The following is a 20088-nucleotide window of genomic DNA, read 5'->3' as shown; positions in this document are numbered from 1 at the left end:
GACCTCAACAGCCTTGCATATCTTCCGGCAGATAGCAGACCGCCGGCTTGGTGCTGGTTTCAAACAGCGACTGCTTCGGCCTGAAATAGAAGAACGTGGCCGGCTTGCTCTCGCGTGTGCTGCCATCGGCGAAATGGGCGGCGATGCTGAAGCGATGGATCGACGACATTGACGACCACATTTTCAGCCGTGCCGTGTAGGCGCTGAGATTCTTATTGCCGCGCACCGGCATGGGGATGCTGTAATCGGTCTTGCCGATCGGAAATTCGATGTTCTGGTAGCGCAGCGCTTCGGGCGACGCGCCGCCGCCATCGCCGCATTCGGCGAGCGATTCTGGAACCTCGATGCTGACCAGCGAGACGATGACGCGAAACGGCTCGCTCTGTTGGTAGATAGCGCCCTGTTCGTCCGCCCAGGAATAATCGAGCTTGCCAATCCCGGTCACGCTCATTTTCTCGACGCTGCCGCTGATGTAATCGGCAACGTCGCCGAACTTGACCTTGTTGGCCACCTGGGCGCGGCAGACATCCAGGCTGTCCCTTGACGGGCAAGTGAAGCGCTCGGTCTCGAGCGTGGTTGTGTCGACGCCGGCTTCAATCAGCACGTTCTTGATCGAGACGTCGACGCCGTCGCCGAAAGTGCCGATGTCCTTCGTGAACGTGCGGCTCGGCTCGCCGGTCGCGTTGTCCTCCTCGTCGGTCCTGGTGAACTGGATCGACATCTTCATGTCTTTCACGTCGCCCCAGCCATTGTTGACGATCGAGAAGTCGGGGCGGAAGCCGACGCAGCCATAATGCTCGCTGATCGACAGCATCGGCTTGCGGTAGGCCTCGCTCGCGGCCACCTTCATTTCCAGGCTGTCGATCTTGACCCTCGACTGGTCGATGGTCTTGAGGTCGACTTCGGCGAAGGCCGGCGCCGTCTCCCAGTCCATGCCTTCATAGACATTGCCGGTACGAATCTCTCCGGTGCCGTTCCAGGCATCATTGTACTGGTCCGACACCGGATAGATCGCGATGTCTTCGTCGCGCACGAGATGCTGGTACTGCATGTCGGCCTGCTGCGTCATGCGCTGGTCGACGGCAATGCCGATCTCGACCTTGTCGGCGGAACCGCCGCCGGTCTGCGCCTTGAGCAACCCGCCCACTCTGGCATCGGCCAGCACATCGGAGCGCGCACCGCCGATCTCCTTGCCCTTCGCCCATTGCGACCAGTAGACGGTGCCGCCGGGCAACCGGGTGCGGCCCTTGCCGTCCTTCAGCCCATCGGCAAAAGAGCCGACGAATATCTTGCCTGTCTTCGTCTCCAGCCTGCCCTCGCCATTCGGCACACCGGCCCTGAATTGCCCTTCATAGCGATTGCCGTCGGCATCGACATGGATCGCATGGCCGTCGAGCTGGCCGGCGACCCAACGGCCGTCGAGAATCTCGCCCGAACGCAGCTCCAGCCGGCCTTGTCCTTCGGGGCGGCCATTCCTGATCTCGCCGAAATAGCTGGAATAGATCGTCTTGGGGTCGTAGCTCGCCGAGCCGCGTACGCGCCAGACCAGCCTGCCCTTGCCGTTGACGGTGCCGTCGGCTGCGACGGTGCGGTCCGGCGACACGCCGGCTGCCGGCTCCCAGGTGAAATCAAGACCCAATTCCGGGTGGGAATCCCAGACCCGTACATTCTTGCGCAGCACCGAACGTGTTTCGCTTTGATAGAGGATTTGCACCCGCTCGGCCCAGGCGCCATCGGGTGCGGCACCGCCTTGATCGGCCATAGCGGAAAAGCATGTCAGTGCGGCCAGCATGGATGCAGCCGCCATCGCTTTGACCCCGAAGATCATTCTTGCCCGCGCCATCTTACCCAACCCCTTGGATCGCCTAGCGTAAGCACCGCTGCAACACAGTGCAAGAGAGGTGTTTCGATACAAAAAAACCGGCGGCAGGAACGTCCCGCCGCCGGTTTGGTAGTGCTGGTTATCGCCGCTGTTTGCCGGCGAAAGATCATTCAGCCTTATTTGTACAGGCTGTTGATCCACGCCACGTTGGCGGCGTTCAGGCGCACCGCAGTGTTGGCGTTGGGGCTTTCGGCCACGTTCACGCCGGTGACGACGCGCTGCTTGGCGCCATTATCATAGGCGTAGACCGAGCTGCCGCTCGATCCCGGATAGGTGTCGCAGTCGTACTGGAAATACTCCGCGCCGACGTTTTCGGCTTTCACTTCGCAGGTCGCCTTCCACATCGTTCCCATCGGCTTGTCGCCGGGGTAGCCAACGATGTTTGCGGTGAAATCGCCGAGGTTCTCATAGTTGGCATAACCCAGCCAGCCGAGATTGGTGCCGACATCCTGCTTCAGCGTGATGATGCCGAGATCCCACGGAATGACCGAGCCGTAGTAACCCTGATAATTGTCGATGAAGCCCTGCAAGATATAGACGCTCTCGTAGCTGAAAGCGCCAAAAGGTGCATCGTCGGCGGTGTTGCCGTTGAGCGACGGCACGAAGATGACGTCGTCGAGCCAAGCCTTGTCTTCATTGCTGTAGAGGCAATGCGCCGCGGTGAGCACCGTGCGCGGACCGATCAGGGTTCCCGAGCAGCTGCCGTAACCGCTCTTGGCTTTGCCTTCGATATAGCCGATCGCGGTGAACGGGTACGTCTTGGTGTTCTTGATCTGCTCGCGGTCGTCGGCCCCGAACACCTGGCGGCCGGCTTCGTCGCCGCCCGTCAGCCCGGTCTTGTTGGCCGCTGGTGCGTTAGCGGGCGCATTCAGTTCCTTGATGACAAGGTCCTTCAGCGTCTCGCCGGCATCGATCTTGATGTCCTTGCCATCGGCGGAACGTCCGACGATGCCATAGGATTTGACCGCCGTGCCCTCGTCGGTCAGCGGCGCTGCCCGGCTGGCTTCATCTTCGGTCAGTTTCGGCGGCGCGATCGGCTTTGCACGGCCGGGCTGGTAGTCGCCCGTTCCGAGATCGCGCATGCTTTCGCCATTGCCGGCATTCGCTGAGCCGGGATCGGCGGCGAAGGCAGGCATCGTCCACAGTGCGGTGGATAGCAGTGCGGACGCAATGATAGTGCTTGTCAGTTTCGTCATGGTGAGACTCTCCCAAAAGTCAGCAAGGAGTGGAGCAAAATACAGAAATATTGTCGAGATCGTGGTGGAGTTAAAAAATTAGTTTGGTTACCCGCCCGTATCGGATCATCGGTCCGGGCGGCCTCGTTAAAGCCCTCCGCCAAACGCACCCGCGTCGATATACTGCCTAAAATAATCCAACATTGGCAATGACAAATCGCTTCCACGTAGCCCGTGGGGGGCTATAGGGTTTGGGTGGGCTCTGCCCGATGGGGCACGATTAGCAAAAGTCGTATTTCGGTTTTATGACCGCGCGGATGTCGTTCGTTCTGGCAGAAGGCGATCGAGGTACCGGTACCGCTTCTGTTGGTTATGCGTCATGGCGGCATGGCTCGGCATTTTTCATCTCAGGAGGGTTTCAAGGTGAACATTATCCATCGGTTCAGGCCGCTTGCCGCTGCATCGCTGCTGGGCATCGCGGCCGCTTTCCCCGCCGTCAACGCGCTCTATGCAGCCGACGACGCCGTCAGGCCGGAAGCGGCGGTCTCGCCGATGCAGCGCGTCGCCGAATCCCGGGACAAGGCCAAGGCCGAGAATCCCGACGGGGCCGACCGCGTCTATGGCGGCAAGGAAGCCGACAAAGGGGCCTATCCGTTCCAGGTGGCGCTGCTGACCAGCGCCCGGCTGGACCCCAGCCCGGCCTCGCAGCCGAACGCGCAATTCTGCGGCGGCAGCCTGATCGCGCCGCAATGGGTGCTGACGGCGGCGCACTGCCTCAACGACAAGGGCCGGCCGATTTCGCCCGACACGGTGACCGTGCTGACCGGCGCCACCGATCTTACCGAAGGCAAGCGCTACAAGGTGGTCGAGGTCATCGTCAACGAGGGCTACAGCGAACAGACGCTGGACAATGATCTCGGCCTGCTCCGGCTGGCGGAGCCCGCCGATGCGCCGGTCATCAAGATCACCAATGAGCCGACGCCAGACAGCGGCAAGACCACGGTCATCGGCTGGGGCAAGATGCAGGACGGCACCTTCCCGACCGCGCTGATGGTGGCCGATCTCGATCTCGAGCCGAGCGCTGCCTGCAACAGCGGCATCAAGTCGATCTATGCGCATGACCTGAAGGCGGCACTTGGCGATCTCTCGCATCGGATGCGTTATTCGGAAAAGGGCATCGATGCCGCCGCCAATGCGATCGCCGCCGATATGTCGGATCCGCTGACCAAGAACATGATCTGCGCCGGCACCGACAGCGGCGAACGCGACGCCTGCAACGGCGACAGCGGCGGTCCGCTGTTCATGACCGGCGCCAACGGTCCGGTCCAGGTCGGCGTCGTCTCCTGGGGCGAAGGTCCGTCCGACGGCACCGCCGCTTGCGGCCACAAGAATGCCTATGGCATCTACACGCGATTGGCCAACTATACGGGTTGGATCGAAGCCAAGATGAAGACCCCGGCTCCGGCAGCCGCGGCGGCGCCCAAGGCCGGTCTCGGCACGGCCAAGAAGCCCTGAACGGGCCCGAAGCTTGATAAACGCAAAACGGCGGGATCTTTCCCGCCGTTTTGATTCATGTCCGGTGCCGGCTGTTCCGCTTACTTCCGCGGCGGGCCTTTGCGCTCGGCCGACGCCGCCCACAGATTGATGTCGGACTCGCGTGCGTAAGTGTCGATTTCGGCGAGCTCGGCATCGCTGAACTCGAGCACCTTGAGCGCGCCGACGCAGTCCTCGACCTGTTCGGGCCGGCTGGCGCCGATCAGCGCCGAGGTGACCCGGCCCTTGCGCAGCACCCAGGCCAGCGCCATCTGCGCCAGCGTCTGGCCACGCTTGCCGGCGATCGCGTTCAGCGCCTGGATGTTAGCGATGGTCTTTTCGTTGATGAAGGCGGGCCGCAGCGACTTGCCTTGGCTGGCGCGGCTACCCTCGGGAATGCCGCCGAGATATTTGTCGGTCAGCATGCCTTGCGCCAGCGGCGAGAACACGATCGATCCGACACCGAGCCCTTCCAGCGTATCGAGCAGTCCGTCCTCTTCGACCCAGCGGTTGAGCATCGAATAGCTCGGCTGATGGATGATGCAGGGCGTACCGAGCTGCTTCAATATGTCGGCCGCCTCGCGCGTGCGCTGCGAATTGTAGGACGAGATGCCGGCATAGAGCGCCTTGCCGGAACGCACCGCATGGTCGAGCGCGCCCATCGTTTCCTCAAGCGGCGTATCCGGATCGAAGCGGTGCGAATAGAAGATGTCGACATAGTCGAGCCCCATCCGCTTCAGGCTCTGGTCGAGGCTCGCCAGCACATATTTGCGGCTGCCCCATTCGCCGTAAGGCCCTGCCCACATCTCATAGCCGGCCTTGGTCGAGATGATCAGCTCATCGCGATAGCTGGCGAAGTCGGTGCGCAATATCTCGCCGAAGGCGATCTCGGCCGAGCCCGGCGGCGGACCGTAATTGTTGGCGAGATCGAAATGGGTGATGCCGAGATCGAAGGCCTTGCGCGCGATCGCCTGCTTGGTCTTGTGCGGCGTGTCGTTGCCGAAATTGTGCCACAGGCCGAGCGAGATCGCCGGCAGTTTCAGGCCGGATCGCCCACATCTGTTGTAAAGCATTTTCTCATAGCGGTGTTCAGCCGGCTGCCAGCGCATGGGTACAGATCCTGGATTGTATGGGTGTCGGCGCGAGCGCGCCGACACCCTTCTACCTCATTTCTGCTTCGCCAACAGTCCTTTTGCGTCCTTGACGCCGAGTGCAGCTGGCCGCTCGCAGCTGGTCTGCATGGCGACGAACTTGCCGGTCTCGCCCGACCGCAACAGGCCGGTCATGACATCGACGGCATGCAGCGCGAGCTCCATCGAGCAACGATGCGGCCGGCCCTCGGCGATCGCCAGCGCCATGTCGGCAAGGCCTGCTGTGCGGTAGTTGGCCATCATGCCCTGGCCGTGCATTTCGTTGGGCACGCCGAACGGATGCTGCCATTTCGGCAGTTTCTTCACCGGTTTTGCCGCCTCGGTTATGCGCACGTCGCCACCGAAGAAATTCGGATCCGGCACAAACACCGTGCCCGTTTCGCCATAGAGTTCCATCGGCGCATGACCATGCGCCCAGACGTCCCAGCTGGTGTTGAGCGTGACCACGGCGCCGTTCTCGAACTCCAGCAGGCCGTGGATCGTCGTCGGCGTGTTGACCGGGATTTTTTCGCCCGCGCGCGGTTTCGACGAGATCGTGCGTTCCTTGGCAGGCGTCGTCGCGAAGGCCGCCACCTGCTTCACCGGCCCGATCAGCTGGATCAGGTTGGTGATATAGTAAGGCCCGATGTCGAGCACCGGCCCGGCGCCCGGCTGGAAGAAGAAATCGGGATTGGGGTGCCAGTGCTCCATGCCGTGGCCCATCACATGACAGGTGCCGCTGGTGATCTTGCCGAGCGCGCCGGTGTCGATGAGGTTGCGCACCAGCTGGTGCGCGCCGCCGAGGAAAGTGTCCGGAGCCGAACCGATGCGCAGCCCTTTCTTCTCGGCCCGGCTCTTGAGGTCGAGGCCTTCCTTGACCGACAGCACGAACGGCTTTTCCGAATAGACGTGCTTGCCGGCATCGAGGATCTGCTTCGACACCCCGTAGTGCACCGCCGGGATGGTGAGGTTGACGACGATGTCGATCTCGTCATCCTTGAGCAGTTCTTCGACGGTCTCGGCGCGCAGCTTGAACTCCTTCGCCCGTGCCTTGGCCGCGTCCATGTTGATGTCGGCACAGGCGCGCATCTCGATGCCGCGAAACAGAGGCGCCAGCGAGAAATACGCTTTCGAGATGTTGCCGCAGCCGATGACGCCGATACCCAGTTTCTTTGCCATGATGATTGTTCCTAGTAAGCCTTGACGGATGCGAGCGAGCGGCTGGCGAAGCGCTCGATGTCGTTGGGGTTGTCCTGTTCCATGACGTAATATTTGGCCGCGCTCTTCGCCCGAAGTGTCTTGATCAGGTCGGCCCAGTCGATGGTGCCGTGGCCGACATCCGCCCAGCCGTCCTCGTCAAGGCCTTCGCCTGACTTGGCCATGTCCTTGATATGGACGGCGCTGATGCGCTTGCCGTGCTTTTCGATCCACGGCAGCGGATCAACGCCGCCGCGGATTACCCAGGCGACGTCCATCTCCCAGCCGATGTCGGGCGCAGCCGACAGGATGTGATCCTGCGGCACCGAGCCGTCGGCGAGTGTCTTGAACTCGAAATCATGGTTGTGCCAGGCAAAGCCGTAGCCGGCTTTTTTTGCGGTCTCGCCGACCTTGGCCAGACGCTCGCCAAAGCCGCGCCAGCCGGCAGCGTCGGCCGGCCGCTGCTCGGCCAGCAGATAGGGACAGATGACGAGCGTGATGCCGAGTGCGTCGGCTGTTTTGCGTACGCCGTCGAAATCATTCTCCAGCGCATCGATCGAGAAATGTCCGGTCGGCATCGAAAGCCCGTTCTTGTCGAGTTCGGCGCGGAACGCCTTGGGGTCGTCATAGACGCCGCCGAAACCTTCGACTTCCTTGTAGCCGAGCTTACCAAGCATTTTCAGGATGCCGTCCCACGGCTGGAAATTGCGGGCGCTGTAGAGTTGGAATGACCAGTTCATCGTCTCTGTCCGTTTCTTGGGTGGTTAAGGCTTGGGGATGTTTTCGGGGGATCGTTTTCGCGAGATCGTTTTAGGGGGATCGTTCTTGGGAGGATGGTTTGCGGATGATTCTAGAGGGTCACAGGCGATTGCCGGTCGCAGCGTCGAACAGCGAGGCGCGCGCCGGATCGAAACCGAACTGGATCGGATCGCCGCTGCGCAGCGTCCGTTCCGCCTCGACGCGGAAGGAGAGGTTGCGGCCGGCAAGCTTCGTCCACACCAGCGTGTCGGAACCCATCGGCTCCACGATCTCGACCGAACCGCCGGCGGAAAACGGCATCGACTTCGCCGCGTCACCGAAAGCGATATGTTCAGGCCGGATGCCCAGCACGCAAGCGCCGGCCGGGCGCTCCGTGCCGTCAAAGGTATAGCGATCGAGCGGCACCGAAACACCGTCGGTCCTGAACACTGGAGCAGCATTGGCCTCCAGCTCCCCTTCGAGGAAATTCATCGCCGGCGAGCCGAGGAAGCCGGCGACAAACCGGTTGACCGGCCGGTTATAGATCGTCTGCGGCGCGTCAAGCTGCTGGATGACGCCGCCGCGCATGACCGCGATACGGTCGGCCAGCGTCATCGCCTCGATCTGGTCGTGGGTGACGTAGATCATGGTGTTCTGCAGCTTGCGATGCAGAAGCTTGATTTCGACGCGCAGTTCCGAGCGCAGCTTGGCGTCGAGATTGGATAGTGGCTCGTCGAACAGGAAGACGTCGACGTCGCGCACCAGCGCCCGCCCGATCGCCACGCGCTGGCGTTGGCCGCCGGACAAGGCCGCGGGCTTGCGCTGCAAAAGCGGCTCGATCTGCAGGATCTCGGCGGCGCGGGCGATGCGCTTGGCGATCTCGTCCCTGGGCACGCCGGCAACGCGCAGGCCGAACGACAGGTTCTTCTCCACCGTCATTTGCGGATAAAGCGCATAGGACTGGAACACCATGCCGATGCCGCGATCCTTGGGCTCTTCCCAGGTGACGTTCTTGCCCTTGATGAAGATGCGGCCTTCGGAAATATCGAGCAGCCCGGCGATGCAGTTGAGCAAGGTCGACTTGCCGCAGCCCGAGGGACCGAGCAGCACGATGAACTCGCCCTCTGCGACCTCGAGATTGAGGGTCTGCAGCACCGATACAGAGCCGAAGTTCAGGGACAGGTCCTGGATCGAAACGCTGGTGCCGTTGGCTGCCGTCATCGCCATCACCCTTTCACCGCACCGGCGGCGATGCCGCGCACGAAAAGCTTGCCGGAAATGAAGTAGACGATGAGTGGCACAAGGCCGGTCAGGATGGTGGCGGCCATGTTGACGTTGTACTCCTTCACGCCTTGCACCGAATTGACGATGTTGTTGAGCTGCACCGTCATCGGATAGGTGTCGGGGCGGGTGTAGACGACGCCGAACAGGAAGTCGTTCCAGATGCCGGTCACCTGCAGGATGATGGCGACGACGAAGATCGGCAGCGACATCGGCGCCATGATCCGCAGGAAGATGCCCCAGAAGCCGGCGCCGTCGACCCGTGCCGCCCTGAACAGCTCTTCCGGCATCGAGGCAAAATAGTTGCGGAACAAAAGCGTGAGGATCGGCATGCCGAAGATGGAATGGACGATCACCAGGCCGCTGAGGCTGCCGTAGAGGCCGATCTCGCGCAGGATGATGACGATCGGATAGATCATCACCTGATAGGGGATGAAGGCGCCGACGATCAGGATGACGAAGAATGTGTCGGCGCCCTTGAAGCGCCAGTTGGCGAGCGCATAGCCGTTCACCGAGGCGATCGCGATCGACAGCAGCACCGACGGCACGGTGATGCGCACCGAATTCCAGAAGCCGCGCGAAAGCCCGTCGCAATTGAGGCCGGTGCAGGCGGTCGCCCACGCCTTCACCCACGGTTCGAACGTGATTTCGAGCGGCGGCGAGAAGATATTGCCCATCCGTATCTCGGGCATGCCCTTGAGCGAGGTTACGACCATCACGTAGAGCGGCAGCAGATAGTAGACCGCCACCACGATCAGCGTGCCATAGAGGAAGATATTGCGGCGCGAGAAGACATGCCGCGGCTTCGGCCCGCGCGGCCCGGAGGCTTCGCGCTCGGCGGCACCCGCGCTGGCGGGCAAAGGGACGGCCGGGTCAGCCACGCTTCCTGCCTCCAAATTCAAGGTAGGCCCACGGCACGACGACGATCACCACCGAGAGCAGCATCATGGTCGAGGCGGCAAAGCCCTGGCCAAGATTCTGTGCGAAGAACATGTAGTCATAGACATATTTGGCCGGCACTTCGGAGGCGATTCCGGGGCCGCCGCTGGTCTGGGCGACAACGAGGTCGTAGACCTTGACGATGCCCGACGCGATGATGACCAGCGTGGTGATGAAAACCGGCCGCATCATCGGGATGACGATGAACAGATAGGTCTTCCACATCGGGATCCCGTCTACCCGCGCCGCCTTCCAGATGTCCTCGTCGATGCCGCGCAGGCCGGCCAGCATCAAGCACATGATGAGCCCGGTGCCTTGCCACAGCGCCGCAATCGAAATGCCGTAGATGACGATGCTGGAATTGTATAGCGGGTCGAAGTTGAAGCTCGTCCAGCCGAGGTCCCGCACCACATGCTGGATGCCGAAATCCGGATTGAGCAGCCACTGCCAGACCAGGCCGGTGACGATGAAGGAAAGCGCGAACGGATAGAGGAAGATGGTGCGGAACGTGTCCTCGAAACGGATCTTCTGGTCGAGAAGCGCTGCAAGCAGGAAGCCGATGACCAGTGAGAACACCAGCGAGATCGCGCCGTAGATCAAAAGGTTCTCGATCGAGATCAGCCAGCGCGGCGTCGCCCACAGCCGGTAATACTGATCGAGCCCGGCGAAATTCAGCCGTGGCAGCAGCTTCGAATTGGTGAAGGAATAGAACACCGTCCAGACGGTGCCGCCGACGAAAACCACCGACGCGGTGAGGATCATCGGGATCGAGGCGACCTTCGCATTGAGGTTGCGGAACAGCGGGTTGGGGCGTTCGCTCTTGCTCATCTCGTCAGCCGGCTGGGTAAGGGCGGTGCTATCCCGGCCCTGCTTTCGCAAGACCGGGAGCGAGGTGTATTGCCTCCAACGTCAGTCTGCCGAAGCGATGAGGTCGGCGAAGCGTTTCTGCGCGTCTTCGATGGTCAGGTCCGGCTTGGCGAAGAATTCGGCGAAGAGATCTTCCTTCTGCTTCTGGGTGTCCTGCGAAAGCAGTTGGTCAGTCCACGGGATGACGGCGCCCTTGGCGAGGATCGCCAGACCCTTCTTCATGCAGTCGTTCGCCGCATTGAGATCGACGTCACCGCGCACCGGCAGCGAGCCCTTCTTGAGATTGAAGGCGACCTGAGTCTTAGGGTCGAGCAGCGTCTCTGCCAACACCTCCTGCGCCTTGGACTTGTCGGCATCCTTGAGCAGCGGGAAATAGAAGGCGTCGCCGCCGGTGGCGATCACTTCGTTCAGACCGAGGCCCGGCAGGCAGGCATAGTCCTTGCCGGCGACCTTGCCGGCAACCTGGAACTCGCCTTGCGCCCAGTCACCCATGATCTGGCCGCCGGCCTTGCCGGTGATGACGAGATTGGTTGCCTGGTTCCAGTCCTGCACATTGGTGTTCTTCGCCATCTTGCGGGCATCGTCGGCGGCCTTGAAGACCTTGGCGATCTCGGGCCCGGCGGCGAACTTGGCATCCTTGTCCTTGTAGACCTTAAGGAACGCGTCGGTGCCGCCGACCGCCGCCAGCAGCACGTCGAAGGCGCCGGAAGATTGCCAGGCCTGTCCGCCGACAGCGAGCGGGATGATGCCCGCCTTTTCCAGGGCGGGCGCTGCCGCCACGAATTCATTCCAGTCCTTCGGCAGCGGCACGCCGGCCTTCTCGAAGGCTTCGTTCGACAGCCACAACCACTGCCAGGAGTGGATATTGACCGGCACGCAGTAGATCTTGCCGTCTATGGTGCAACTGTCGAGCAGGCTCTTCGGCCGCACGATTTCCGTCCACTTGCCCTTGGTGGCGACATCGGTGAGGTCGCGCATCAGGCCGGCCTGCACCAGTTCTTCGGCCTGCCGGCCGTGATTGAACTGGGTGGCGCCCATCGGATCGCCGCCGGTGATGCGGCTGATCATGATCGGCCGTGCCGTGCCGCCGGATCCGGCAATGGCGCCGTCGACCCAGTGATTGCCGGTCGCGTCAAAAGCCTTCGCGAATTCCGCAACCGCCGCCGCCTCGCCGCCCGACGTCCACCAATGGGTCACTTCCAGGTCGGTGGCGGCCGCCGGGCCGGCAAGCTGAAGCGCGGCCGTCGCGGCAAGGGCAGCGGTCAAAAGTCTATAGCGCATTTCGGTTCCTCCCAGAATCTGAAACGTTACAGATTTTCGATACGGCAATTATGCGGAGCGTGCAACCCCTGAGATAAACGCGCTCGAATGTTTTTTCGAGGCGCGAACAAATTCGTTGCGTGCAAACCGGCAAACTCCGCGCAAAACCGGGTGCTGCGCTGCAAAATCATGCTGCAGCGCAAGAAAACCGTCTCGAACCTGATTCTCGCGCAACGTTTCTGGCCGCCAAAACCCTGCCAAAACCATGGCTTGAGAGACCCACGCGCTGCGATGTTGGAAATCTGCAACGTTTCAGTATATTGAGGCCTGACGGCGAAGAACCGTGCCACATCGTCATCGAAGCGATTGTCGGCTGGTCCGGCGGCTGCTATGCGCCTGACGGGGCGGGACGAATGGACAGGGACCAGACGGAGAAGGACGACGAGGCGTCGGCGCATGAGCGGCCGACGCTGAAAACGCTTGCCTTCATGACCGGGCTCGGCGTCACCACCGTCTCGCGCGCACTCAAGGATGCACCCGAGATCGGCGCCGAGACCAGGCGGCGGGTTCAACTCGTCGCCAGGCAGATCGGCTACCGGCCGAACCGCGCCGGCGTGCGCCTGCGGACTGGCAAGACCAATGTTATCAGCCTCGTGCTCAATACCGAGCGCGAGATCATGAGCTTTGTCTCGGACATCATCTACGGCGTCTCGGAGGTCATTGCCGACACGCCCTATCACCTGATCGTCACGCCCTACTCGCGCTCGCAGGATCCGCTGGACCCGGTAAAGTATCTGGTCGAGTCCGGCTCGGCCGATGGCGTCATCATCTCACGCACGCAGCCCAACGATCCGCGCGCCCGCTACATGCTGGAGCGTGGCATACCCTTTGCCACGCATGGCCGCACCGATATGGGGCTTGTCCACCCCTATCACGACTTCGACAATTACGCCTTCGCCGCCGAAGCGGTGCGCCATCTGGCCAGCGTCGGCCGGCGCCGGCTGGCGCTGGTAGCGCCGCCGGTCGGGCTCACCTATTACGACCACACGGTCAATGGCTTTGCCGACGCACTGAGCGAGGTCAACGCCAGCGAAGTGCCGTTCAACGCTGTTTCGATCGACCAGTCGATCGATCAGATCAGGACGCGGACCGCGCAGTTGATGCGCCGCGACGTCAGGCCGGACGGTTTCGTCAGCAGCGCCGCCGCAGCAACGCTGGCCATCGTCGCCGGCATCGAGGATGCCGGCCTGAAACTCGGCCGCGACGTCGATGTCGTGTCCAAGCAATCGTCGGAACTGCTGCATCTGTTCCGCCGGGAGTTGCTGATCGTCAACGAAGACTTCCGCCTCGCCGGCACCGAGCTTGCCCGCGCCGTGCTGGGCTGGATAGGCGGCGCGGCACCTGGCTCTTTGCAGACTGTGGTCAAGCCAGGCGACGTCGTCGCGTATCAGGGCTGACTGGCACGACCTGAGAGGCCGCCTCACCTGACCCTAGCCGGCAGCGCCGCTGCCCCATGGGCCATGGAAAGCCCCCTGCTCGCCGATGCGCTCGAAACCATGCGCGCCGAAGAAATCGCGCTGCGCCTGGATCAGGTTCGAGGTGCCGCGGCCCTGGCGGTAGCTGTCGAAATAGGCAAGCGCCGACGCCAGCGCCGGCACGGGCGAACCGGCCTCCGACGCTCTTGCGACGATGCGCCGGAGCGACGGATGCGCCTCCTGCATCATGGTGGTGAAAGCCGGCGCCATCAAAAGGTTGGTGGACGCGCCGCCCGAGCCGAAGGCTTCCGCCATGGTGTCGAGCATCTGCGAGCGGATGATACAGCCGGCACGCCAGATCTTGGCGATGGTCGGCATCGGCAAGTTCCAGTTGAACTCCTTCGAGGCGGCGCTCATCACCGCGAAACCTTGTGCATAGGCGGCGATCTTGCCGGCGAGCAGCGCCAGCTCCAGGTCTTTCAGAAGTGCCGCCTTGTCGCCGGAGATCTTGATGACGCCGATATTGCCATAGGCTTTTTCGGCCGCCTGCCGCTCATCCTTGATCGAGGACAGCACGCGGGCCGCCACCGCCGCCTCGATGGCCGTCGCCGGAATGCCGAGCTGCTGCGCCTCGATGACAGACCATTTGCCGGTGCCCTTCTGGCCGGCACGGTCGAGGATGATGTCGACCACCGGCTTGCCGGTCTTTGCATCGTCAGCGGCCAGCACCTTGGCGGTGATCTCGATCAGATACGAATCGAGCCGGCCCTTGTTCCAGCCCTCGAAGACCTTGCCGATCTCCTTCGGCCCCATGCCGAGACCGTCACGCAGGATACCGTAGATCTCGGCGATCATCTGCATGTCGGCATATTCGATGCCGTTGTGGATGGTTTTCACGAAATGCCCGGCGCCGTCTGTGCCGAGCCAGGCAGCACACGGTTCATCCTTGAACTTGGCCGAGATCGCGGTCAGCACGCGTTCGACGCGCTTCCAGGAGTCTTCGGTGCCGCCGACCATGATCGACGGTCCATGGCGCGCGCCTTCCTCGCCGCCGGATACGCCCATGCCGATGAAGGTGAGACCTGAGCCCGACAGTTCCGAAAAGCGCCGCATCGTATCGCGGAAATTGGCGTTGCCGGCATCGATGACGATATCGTTGTCAGACAACACGCCGCGCAGCGCTTCGATCTGTTCGTCGACCGGCTTGCCGGCCAGCACCATGATGATGACCGGGCGTGGCGGCTTGATCGCAGCTGCCAGTTCCTCCAGGCTGTAGCAGGGCACCACCATGTCCCTGAGCGAACCGGCGCCTTCGAGGAAGGCATCGGTGCGCGCCTTGGTGCGGTTGAAGACGGCGATGCGGTGCCCGTGCTCGGCAATGTTGAGCGCGAGGTTGGAGCCCATTGTGCCAAGGCCGATCAGGCCTATTTCGGCTTTTTCCATCGTTTCTTCCCTGCTTTCGGATTTTGTTGAGGCCGCGTTTTTCGGGATGCCCACTTTTCGGCGAGATGATTGACGGGCCTTTCGCGCCACGTCAACCGCCTCGCCGAATTGTGTTGCGTCTGCGTTGTGTCAGACCGAGTCAGGAAGGGTCAGTTGGTGACCAGGCGACGCCTTGCCGATCGAACATATGGCGATAGGTTGGACATATGGCAGTCAAACGGATGGACAATGTCGGAATCGTCGTCGAGGACCTCGACGAGACGATTGCTTTCTTTTGCGAGCTCGGCCTCGAACTGGAAGGGCGGGCGACGATCGAAGGCGAGTGGGCCGGACGTGTCACCGGGCTCGGCGATCAGCACGTCGAGATTGCCATGATGCGCTCACCGGATGGCCATAGCCGGCTCGAGCTCTCCCGCTTCCTCACGCCGACTGTCGTCGCCGATCACCGCAACGCCCCGGTCAACGCCCTGGGCTACCTGCGCGTCATGTTTACCGTGGACGACATCGACGACACGCTGGAAAGGCTCCGCAAGCGTGGCGCGCAGCTGGTCGGTGAAGTCGTCCGTTACCAGGAGGTGTATCGGCTCTGCTACATCCGCGGGCCGGAAGGGCATCTCATCGGGTTAGCCCAGGAACTCGGCTGAGCGCCCTTCGCAGGCGGGCTGAATATCACTCGGCGCGGATATCGATCGGCGCTTCGATCTTTACCACTTCGAAATCCGAAACCAGAATATCGAGCCGCGCCGTCCAGCGGCCTGGAATCGGAATGACGAGATTATCGACGCGCCAGGTGCCGTCGCCTGGCTTGGTCGCCGGACGCTTGATCGGCTCGATCCCCGAATCGGGCTTGGACAGCACCAGCGTCACTTCCTTGGCGTCGAGCGGGCCGAAATCGCCATCCATGATGACGATGGAGGCGGTGACCTCCCCGGTATGGCCGGGCGTGATGTCGATGTCGGCCATCGCCTTCATAGTGTGGATATGGGTCGACGTCGGTTGTGCCGCGGCGATTGCCAGGGCCCGTGGCGGCGGCGTGAAGCGCCAGCCGGCGGCAACGCCGAAGATCAGGAGCACGATCAGCATTTCGACTGAGATCGAGCGGCTAAGCCGTCGCCGCACTTCCGTCGCTCCGGCCTCGGCCAAGGCGGTGAGCCGCCATCGATTGACCGCCGCCAGCGTGAACAGAAACACCAGCAGCGCCAGCTTGATCAGCAGCAGCCGGCCATAGGCGGTGTTGACCAGTGCCGCCGGTGTCTGCACCTGGATGATGGCGAGCACCACACCGGCGGCGGCAAGCACTACCACCACGGGCATGATCGCGCGCGAAAACCGCCGCAGGAACGCCCCGGCTTCCACCGATTGGCTGCTCAACGCCAGGCCGAGCGGCAGCAACGCTCCAGCCCAGAAAGCGATGCCGGCGCCATGCAGGAACACCATAGGCCGCGTCAGCCATTGCGGTTCGGCTGCACTGGCATGGCCGCTGGCGGCAAGGGCTGCACCCACACCGGCCAGCCCGGCGAGCGCCAACGGCCTGGCGCCAGCACGCGATCCGACCAACGACAGCAGGCCAAGCCCGAGCGCCGCCAGCGAAATCAGCACCGTCCAGCCGAAGCTGGTGCCAAGCGCCGTCCGCCAGACCACCGGTTGCGCCAGCCGGGCGAGTGGCGCGCCCAGCGCGTCCAGCCCCTGGAACCCGAGCGACAGGGGTGCTGCGACCAGCCCGCACAGGATGGCGGCAATGACGAAGCGCTGGCCTGAGCGCTGGCCTTGCGCCAGCCATGTCAGCGCGAAGGCTCCGCCAATGCCGAGGAAAAGCCCGATGTAGAGAAGAACCTTGCCGGTCCAGATCGCTGACCGCAAATCTATATCGACAGCTTCCCCCACCGCCGGCGCCGCACTTGGCGCGCCAACGGAAAACAGCACCGAGCCGCCGACCGGATGGCCATCGGCGGAAATCACCCGCCAGCTCAAGACATGGGTGCCCGGCCCGAGCCTTTGTGGATTGTCGATCTCAACCGTTTGGTCGCTCAACCGAAACGAGGTCAAAGCGACAGGCGTACCGTCGGGCCGCACCAAGGTCAGCACCAGCGGCGACACAGGCTCGCTGAAGGTCAGCGAAAATTGCGTCGGCGCTCGCTCCAGAACCGCGCCGTCGGCAGGCTCGGCCTTGATCAGCGCCGCATGGGCAAAGGCCTGGTTTGGCGTGGCAAGGACGGCAAGCAGCAGGATCGCGGCCAGCAGGCCGAAGCACCTGCCGGCTGTCCGTTCTATCCGCTGAAAACAGGCCACGTTCATGCCATCCACCAAAACAGTGGCGCGCCGCTTCGAAGCAGCGCGCCGCCAATGCATCATTTCTTCGGCAGCAGGTTGAGGCCGGGCGCCGGATCTTCCAGCGCATCCTCCTCCTGACCAGCCGCCGGAATCTCTATCCAACGCGTGGTGGCGCCATCGCATTCCTGCACCACCGGAAAATAGAGTTTTTGCCCGGCCGGCAGATCGGCGGCCAACGTGCCGCGGAAGACGAACTCGTCATAAAATTCATCCGGCAGGCTGCCGCCGCTCCAGTCGACTTCCTTGACGCCCGAGGTCACCGCCTCGCCATAGAGCTGGTAGGATTTCTCGTACTTGCCTTTCTTGACCTGCAGCGTCCAGCCGGGCTTGGGCATCGGCTTCACCCCGATCACCCCTTCCGGGATCTGCACGCGCACGGCAATCGTCGCCTTGCCTTCGCAGCCATGCGGCACGCGCAGCACGGCCTTGTAGGTCGAACCGACCGCAACCTCCTGTGTTTCGAGCGTGATATGGGCGAAGGCGGCACTTGTCCCCAGGACGAGGAATGCAGCGGCCGGCAAATGATGCTTGTTCATGATGGGTCCCTCTCGAAAAACGGTTGGCAATATTGGTCAGTCGTTGTCTTCCTCTGGCGGTGCGCTGCCTATGGCTTGCACCGCGAACTCGACGGTCACCGCTCCGGCCTTCTCGAAAGTCAGCGTGGCGGCAAACATCTGGCCTTCTTTAGGCGGCTGCTTCAAATCCATGAACATCACGTGGTAGGCGCCGGGACCCAGCGTGATCTTGCCGCCCGCCGGAATGTCCAGGCCGCCACTGACCGGGCGCATGGTCATGACGCCGTCTTTGACTCCCATTTCATGCAGTTCGGCCTTGCCCGAAATATCGGAGGCAATCGACAGCAGCCGGTCCGGCGCGCTGCCCTTGTTGACGATGGTGAAATAGCCGCCGGCAACCTTGGCGCCGGCCGGCGTGGCGCGCGACCAGGGATGCTCGATCTCGATGTCACCGGCCTTGAATTCATGCGCAAGGACGGAATGGGAGCCGACGAACAACAGTGCAAAGGCGAACAGGGCGCTGCCGAGACGCTGCTCGATAGTGCTGAATAAACGGGTGCTGCGGTGCAACGCGCCGGCACGAAGAAAACGGAACATGGGTAGGCTCCATGAATATAAGGTCGCGCCGTTGTCGGGCTGCGAACGTGTTTGTCATTGGATGATTATCGCCTGCGCAGGTTACGCAAAGCGAGCGGCGGTTTTCAGCCCGCAAGCGGCGGCGCGCGCGGATTGGCCGGAGAGCGCTCGCGCGTGACGTCGGGATACCTGACTGCCGGCGGGGCAAAAGCGACTGTTTCCAAGGACTGGCTGACCGGCGCCAGGCCGACGCCTGCCGGCGGCGCATAGGCGACGGAGGCCATGCTGCAGCCGAGCATGCAGCACGCCGGCATATGCTGCTGGTGCGGATCGCCGCCGGGAAGCTTGACCGCTCCCTCATGGCTGCAGATGACATTGCCGAAAGCGTCGAGTCGCGAGGCATCCGGCGCAATGCCGAAGGCAAACACGCCGAGCGTCGACTGGAGCAGCAGCACACAGGTCGCGACAAACGCGGCCGTCATGCTCAATCTCTTACGCCGGAAGTCCAAAGACCTGCCTCTTCACGCAGCAACGCGTGGATATCTAGCACGCGGCATGTCGGCGGAAAATCGCCAAATCATCGCTGCGGCAACGCGGCGCGTTCGATCCATGTCGCACAAAAGTGCGCAGCGGTTTGGGATAACGGCATGAGGCAGAGATCTTGTGCGCATAAGGTCCCTTCGGACGTCGCGCTCAGGAAGCCGGGCGGCCGCCGATTTCCGGAATCGACGTCAACAGCGTGTGGCGTGCCGACTTCAGATGCTTGCGGCAGGCGGCGTCGACCTTGCCGAGATCGCGCGATTTCAGCGCCGCGATGTAGGCGAGATGCTCGCTCACCGCGACTTCGTTGCGCTCGCGCTCTTGCGCCTTGTTCCACTGGTAGTGGTAGTGAAAGATCATGGCGATGACGTCGTAGAAATCGACGATGAAGCGGTTGTGCGACGCCCGGTGGATCAGCCGGTGGAAGCGCTCGTCTAGCTCAGAGAATTCGTTGAAGCGGATGGCGATTTCGCTGGCCAGAAGCCGGTGCTCGTCTTCCAGCCGGTCGAGATCCGCCCAGACCGGACTATCCCCAGGCAAGGCGGCAAAGGCCGCCGCCGAGCGTATCTCGAACATCTCGCGGATTTCAGTGAGTTCGAGCGCGAAGGCTCGCGTAAATCCTTTCAGCACCCAGTGGCTGTTGCGCCGCTTCTCGATCAGGCCGAAGCGGGAGAAGCGGATGAGGAACTCTCGCACGCTGGTGGTGCCGACGCCGATCTCGCGCGCCAGTTCGAGCTCGTTGATCTGCATGCCGGCCTCTGCACCGCCGGCCAGCAACCTGCGCATAAACGACCGCTCGATGATCTGGGCCAGTGTGTCTGTCTCCTCCTCGGGGAAGAAATCATCCTGCTTCGGCGTCCTGAGCACTGTCTTGCTGCGTTTGTTCCACGCGATCAGCCCGGTCTCTTCCATGCGCGCCAGAATGGTGCGCACGGTGGTACGGCTGACGCCAAGCAAAGTGCCCAGCTCCGGCTCCGACGGCAGGCTCTGCGTCTCATCGAGCAGCCGCAGACCCCTGTTGTAAGCGTCCTTGTAGACGTTGTTGCTCTTCGACATCCCTGCCCCGTTGCGCGCCGGCGCTTGCTGTGGCTGGCTTGAAGCGCGATATCACATATGTCCTGGCGCTGACCCGGCAAAGCAAAACGCTCTGCGTGTCAGACGCCGCTCCCCACAAGCCAAGCGTCCATCGGACGCATGGTCTCCTCC

Annotated in this window: 18 protein-coding genes; 3 read left to right on the top strand and 15 right to left on the bottom strand. The window is 62.6% G+C overall.

Annotated elements, in window-relative coordinates; all coding sequences use genetic code 11:
• Positions 1-4 precede the first annotated feature (4 nt).
• Together X750_RS156460 and X750_RS156465 are read right to left on the bottom strand one after the other, a co-directional pair.
• Complete coding sequence (locus X750_RS156460; protein WP_245271820.1) at positions 5-1807, bottom strand: hypothetical protein; 1803 nt, start codon at positions 1805-1807, stop codon at positions 5-7.
• A 191-nt stretch (positions 1808-1998) separates the two neighbouring features.
• Entirely contained in the window at positions 1999-3078 is a 1080-nt protein-coding gene (locus X750_RS156465; protein ID WP_023686603.1) for a serine protease, read from the bottom strand.
• A 402-nt stretch (positions 3079-3480) separates the two neighbouring features.
• On the opposite strand from X750_RS156465, the gene X750_RS156470 reads away from it, so the two are divergent.
• Positions 3481-4572 (top strand): trypsin-like serine protease, encoded by a 1092-nt coding sequence (locus tag X750_RS156470; RefSeq protein ID WP_023747027.1) that lies wholly within the window; start codon positions 3481-3483, stop codon positions 4570-4572.
• 80 nt (positions 4573-4652) lie between these two features.
• Here X750_RS156470 and mgrA read toward each other — a convergent pair whose 3' ends face one another.
• The 7 genes from mgrA to X750_RS156505 all read right to left on the bottom strand — a co-directional run bounded on the left by mgrA (position 4653) and on the right by X750_RS156505 (position 12023).
• Entirely contained in the window at positions 4653-5699 is a 1047-nt protein-coding gene (gene mgrA / locus X750_RS156475) for an L-glyceraldehyde 3-phosphate reductase (RefSeq protein ID WP_023683033.1), read from the bottom strand.
• A 57-nt stretch (positions 5700-5756) separates the two neighbouring features.
• Positions 5757-6899, bottom strand: coding sequence for a Gfo/Idh/MocA family oxidoreductase (locus X750_RS156480; RefSeq protein WP_023747026.1), 1143 nt, complete (start codon positions 6897-6899; stop codon positions 5757-5759).
• An 11-nt stretch (positions 6900-6910) separates the two neighbouring features.
• Positions 6911-7657 (bottom strand): sugar phosphate isomerase/epimerase, encoded by a 747-nt coding sequence (locus tag X750_RS156485; protein ID WP_023747025.1) that lies wholly within the window; start codon positions 7655-7657, stop codon positions 6911-6913.
• 118 nt (positions 7658-7775) lie between these two features.
• A complete protein-coding gene (locus X750_RS156490) occupies positions 7776-8876 on the bottom strand; it encodes an ABC transporter ATP-binding protein (RefSeq protein WP_023704231.1) in 1101 nt (366 codons plus the stop codon).
• A 5-nt stretch (positions 8877-8881) separates the two neighbouring features.
• A complete protein-coding gene (locus X750_RS156495) occupies positions 8882-9817 on the bottom strand; it encodes a carbohydrate ABC transporter permease (RefSeq protein WP_023669802.1) in 936 nt (311 codons plus the stop codon).
• Entirely contained in the window at positions 9810-10703 is an 894-nt protein-coding gene (locus tag X750_RS156500; RefSeq protein ID WP_023669803.1) for a sugar ABC transporter permease, read from the bottom strand. Before X750_RS156500 ends, X750_RS156495 begins: the two co-directional genes overlap by 8 nt.
• 81 nt (positions 10704-10784) lie before the next feature.
• Complete coding sequence (locus tag X750_RS156505) at positions 10785-12023, bottom strand: ABC transporter substrate-binding protein (protein ID WP_023683028.1); 1239 nt, start codon at positions 12021-12023, stop codon at positions 10785-10787.
• A gap of 392 nt (positions 12024-12415) precedes the next feature.
• Between X750_RS156505 and X750_RS156515 the strand changes: the two genes are divergently transcribed.
• On the top strand, positions 12416-13459 hold the full coding sequence (locus tag X750_RS156515) for a LacI family transcriptional regulator (RefSeq protein WP_023747023.1): 1044 nt from the start codon (positions 12416-12418) through the stop codon (positions 13457-13459).
• 33 nt (positions 13460-13492) lie between these two features.
• Here X750_RS156515 and gndA read toward each other — a convergent pair whose 3' ends face one another.
• A complete protein-coding gene (gene gndA / locus X750_RS156520; RefSeq protein ID WP_023747022.1) occupies positions 13493-14920 on the bottom strand; it encodes an NADP-dependent phosphogluconate dehydrogenase in 1428 nt (475 codons plus the stop codon).
• Positions 14921-15126: 206 nt separating this feature from the next.
• On the opposite strand from gndA, the gene X750_RS156525 reads away from it, so the two are divergent.
• Complete coding sequence (locus tag X750_RS156525) at positions 15127-15564, top strand: VOC family protein (RefSeq protein WP_023747021.1); 438 nt, start codon at positions 15127-15129, stop codon at positions 15562-15564.
• Positions 15565-15589: 25 nt separating this feature from the next.
• Here the strand turns inward: X750_RS156525 and X750_RS156530 are convergent, their stop codons facing one another.
• From X750_RS156530 to X750_RS156550, 5 genes are all read right to left on the bottom strand, one after another.
• The gene (locus X750_RS156530; RefSeq protein WP_023747020.1) at positions 15590-17215 is read right to left on the bottom strand and encodes a copper resistance CopC/CopD family protein; all 1626 of its coding nucleotides are present in this window, start codon (positions 17213-17215) and stop codon (positions 15590-15592) included.
• 53 nt (positions 17216-17268) lie between these two features.
• Positions 17269-17787: a YcnI family protein gene (locus tag X750_RS156535; protein ID WP_023747019.1), complete on the bottom strand. Its 519-nt coding sequence runs from the start codon at positions 17785-17787 to the stop codon at positions 17269-17271.
• Between the two features lie 36 nt (positions 17788-17823).
• Positions 17824-18363, bottom strand: coding sequence for a copper chaperone PCu(A)C (locus X750_RS156540; RefSeq protein ID WP_023747018.1), 540 nt, complete (start codon positions 18361-18363; stop codon positions 17824-17826).
• A gap of 104 nt (positions 18364-18467) precedes the next feature.
• Positions 18468-18824 (bottom strand): DUF2946 family protein, encoded by a 357-nt coding sequence (locus X750_RS156545; RefSeq protein WP_023740810.1) that lies wholly within the window; start codon positions 18822-18824, stop codon positions 18468-18470.
• 211 nt (positions 18825-19035) lie between these two features.
• Positions 19036-19938: a GntR family transcriptional regulator gene (locus X750_RS156550; RefSeq protein WP_023747017.1), complete on the bottom strand. Its 903-nt coding sequence runs from the start codon at positions 19936-19938 to the stop codon at positions 19036-19038.
• Between the last annotated feature and the right edge of the window lie 150 nt (positions 19939-20088).

Origin of the sequence: Mesorhizobium sp. LNJC391B00, from assembly GCF_000502535.1 — a bacterium.
Lineage (GTDB): Bacteria > Pseudomonadota > Alphaproteobacteria > Rhizobiales > Rhizobiaceae > Mesorhizobium.
The sequence above is the reverse complement of the archived record's forward strand: the minus strand, read 5'-3'. Positions and strand labels throughout refer to the sequence as shown.

What these genes read in the sequence shown, in the direction of transcription:
- X750_RS156485 (WP_023747025.1), bottom strand. Translation starts at nt 7,657, where the DNA reads ATGAACTGGTCATTCCAACTCTACAGCGCCCGCAATTTCCAGCCGTGG.
- gndA (WP_023747022.1), bottom strand. Translation starts at nt 14,920, where the DNA reads ATGGAAAAAGCCGAAATAGGCCTGATCGGCCTTGGCACAATGGGCTCC.
- X750_RS156550 (WP_023747017.1), bottom strand. Translation starts at nt 19,938, where the DNA reads ATGTCGAAGAGCAACAACGTCTACAAGGACGCTTACAACAGGGGTCTG.
- X750_RS156500 (WP_023669803.1), bottom strand. Translation starts at nt 10,703, where the DNA reads ATGAGCAAGAGCGAACGCCCCAACCCGCTGTTCCGCAACCTCAATGCG.
- X750_RS156545 (WP_023740810.1), bottom strand. Translation starts at nt 18,824, where the DNA reads ATGACGGCCGCGTTTGTCGCGACCTGTGTGCTGCTGCTCCAGTCGACG.
- X750_RS156540 (WP_023747018.1), bottom strand. Translation starts at nt 18,363, where the DNA reads ATGTTCCGTTTTCTTCGTGCCGGCGCGTTGCACCGCAGCACCCGTTTA.
- X750_RS156460 (WP_245271820.1), bottom strand. Translation starts at nt 1,807, where the DNA reads ATGGCGGCTGCATCCATGCTGGCCGCACTGACATGCTTTTCCGCTATG.
- X750_RS156465 (WP_023686603.1), bottom strand. Translation starts at nt 3,078, where the DNA reads ATGACGAAACTGACAAGCACTATCATTGCGTCCGCACTGCTATCCACC.
- X750_RS156515 (WP_023747023.1), top strand. Translation starts at nt 12,416, where the DNA reads ATGGACAGGGACCAGACGGAGAAGGACGACGAGGCGTCGGCGCATGAG.
- mgrA (WP_023683033.1), bottom strand. Translation starts at nt 5,699, where the DNA reads ATGCGCTGGCAGCCGGCTGAACACCGCTATGAGAAAATGCTTTACAAC.
- X750_RS156505 (WP_023683028.1), bottom strand. Translation starts at nt 12,023, where the DNA reads ATGCGCTATAGACTTTTGACCGCTGCCCTTGCCGCGACGGCCGCGCTT.
- X750_RS156535 (WP_023747019.1), bottom strand. Translation starts at nt 17,787, where the DNA reads ATGAACAAGCATCATTTGCCGGCCGCTGCATTCCTCGTCCTGGGGACA.
- X750_RS156530 (WP_023747020.1), bottom strand. Translation starts at nt 17,215, where the DNA reads ATGAACGTGGCCTGTTTTCAGCGGATAGAACGGACAGCCGGCAGGTGC.
- X750_RS156525 (WP_023747021.1), top strand. Translation starts at nt 15,127, where the DNA reads ATGGCAGTCAAACGGATGGACAATGTCGGAATCGTCGTCGAGGACCTC.
- X750_RS156490 (WP_023704231.1), bottom strand. Translation starts at nt 8,876, where the DNA reads ATGACGGCAGCCAACGGCACCAGCGTTTCGATCCAGGACCTGTCCCTG.
- X750_RS156480 (WP_023747026.1), bottom strand. Translation starts at nt 6,899, where the DNA reads ATGGCAAAGAAACTGGGTATCGGCGTCATCGGCTGCGGCAACATCTCG.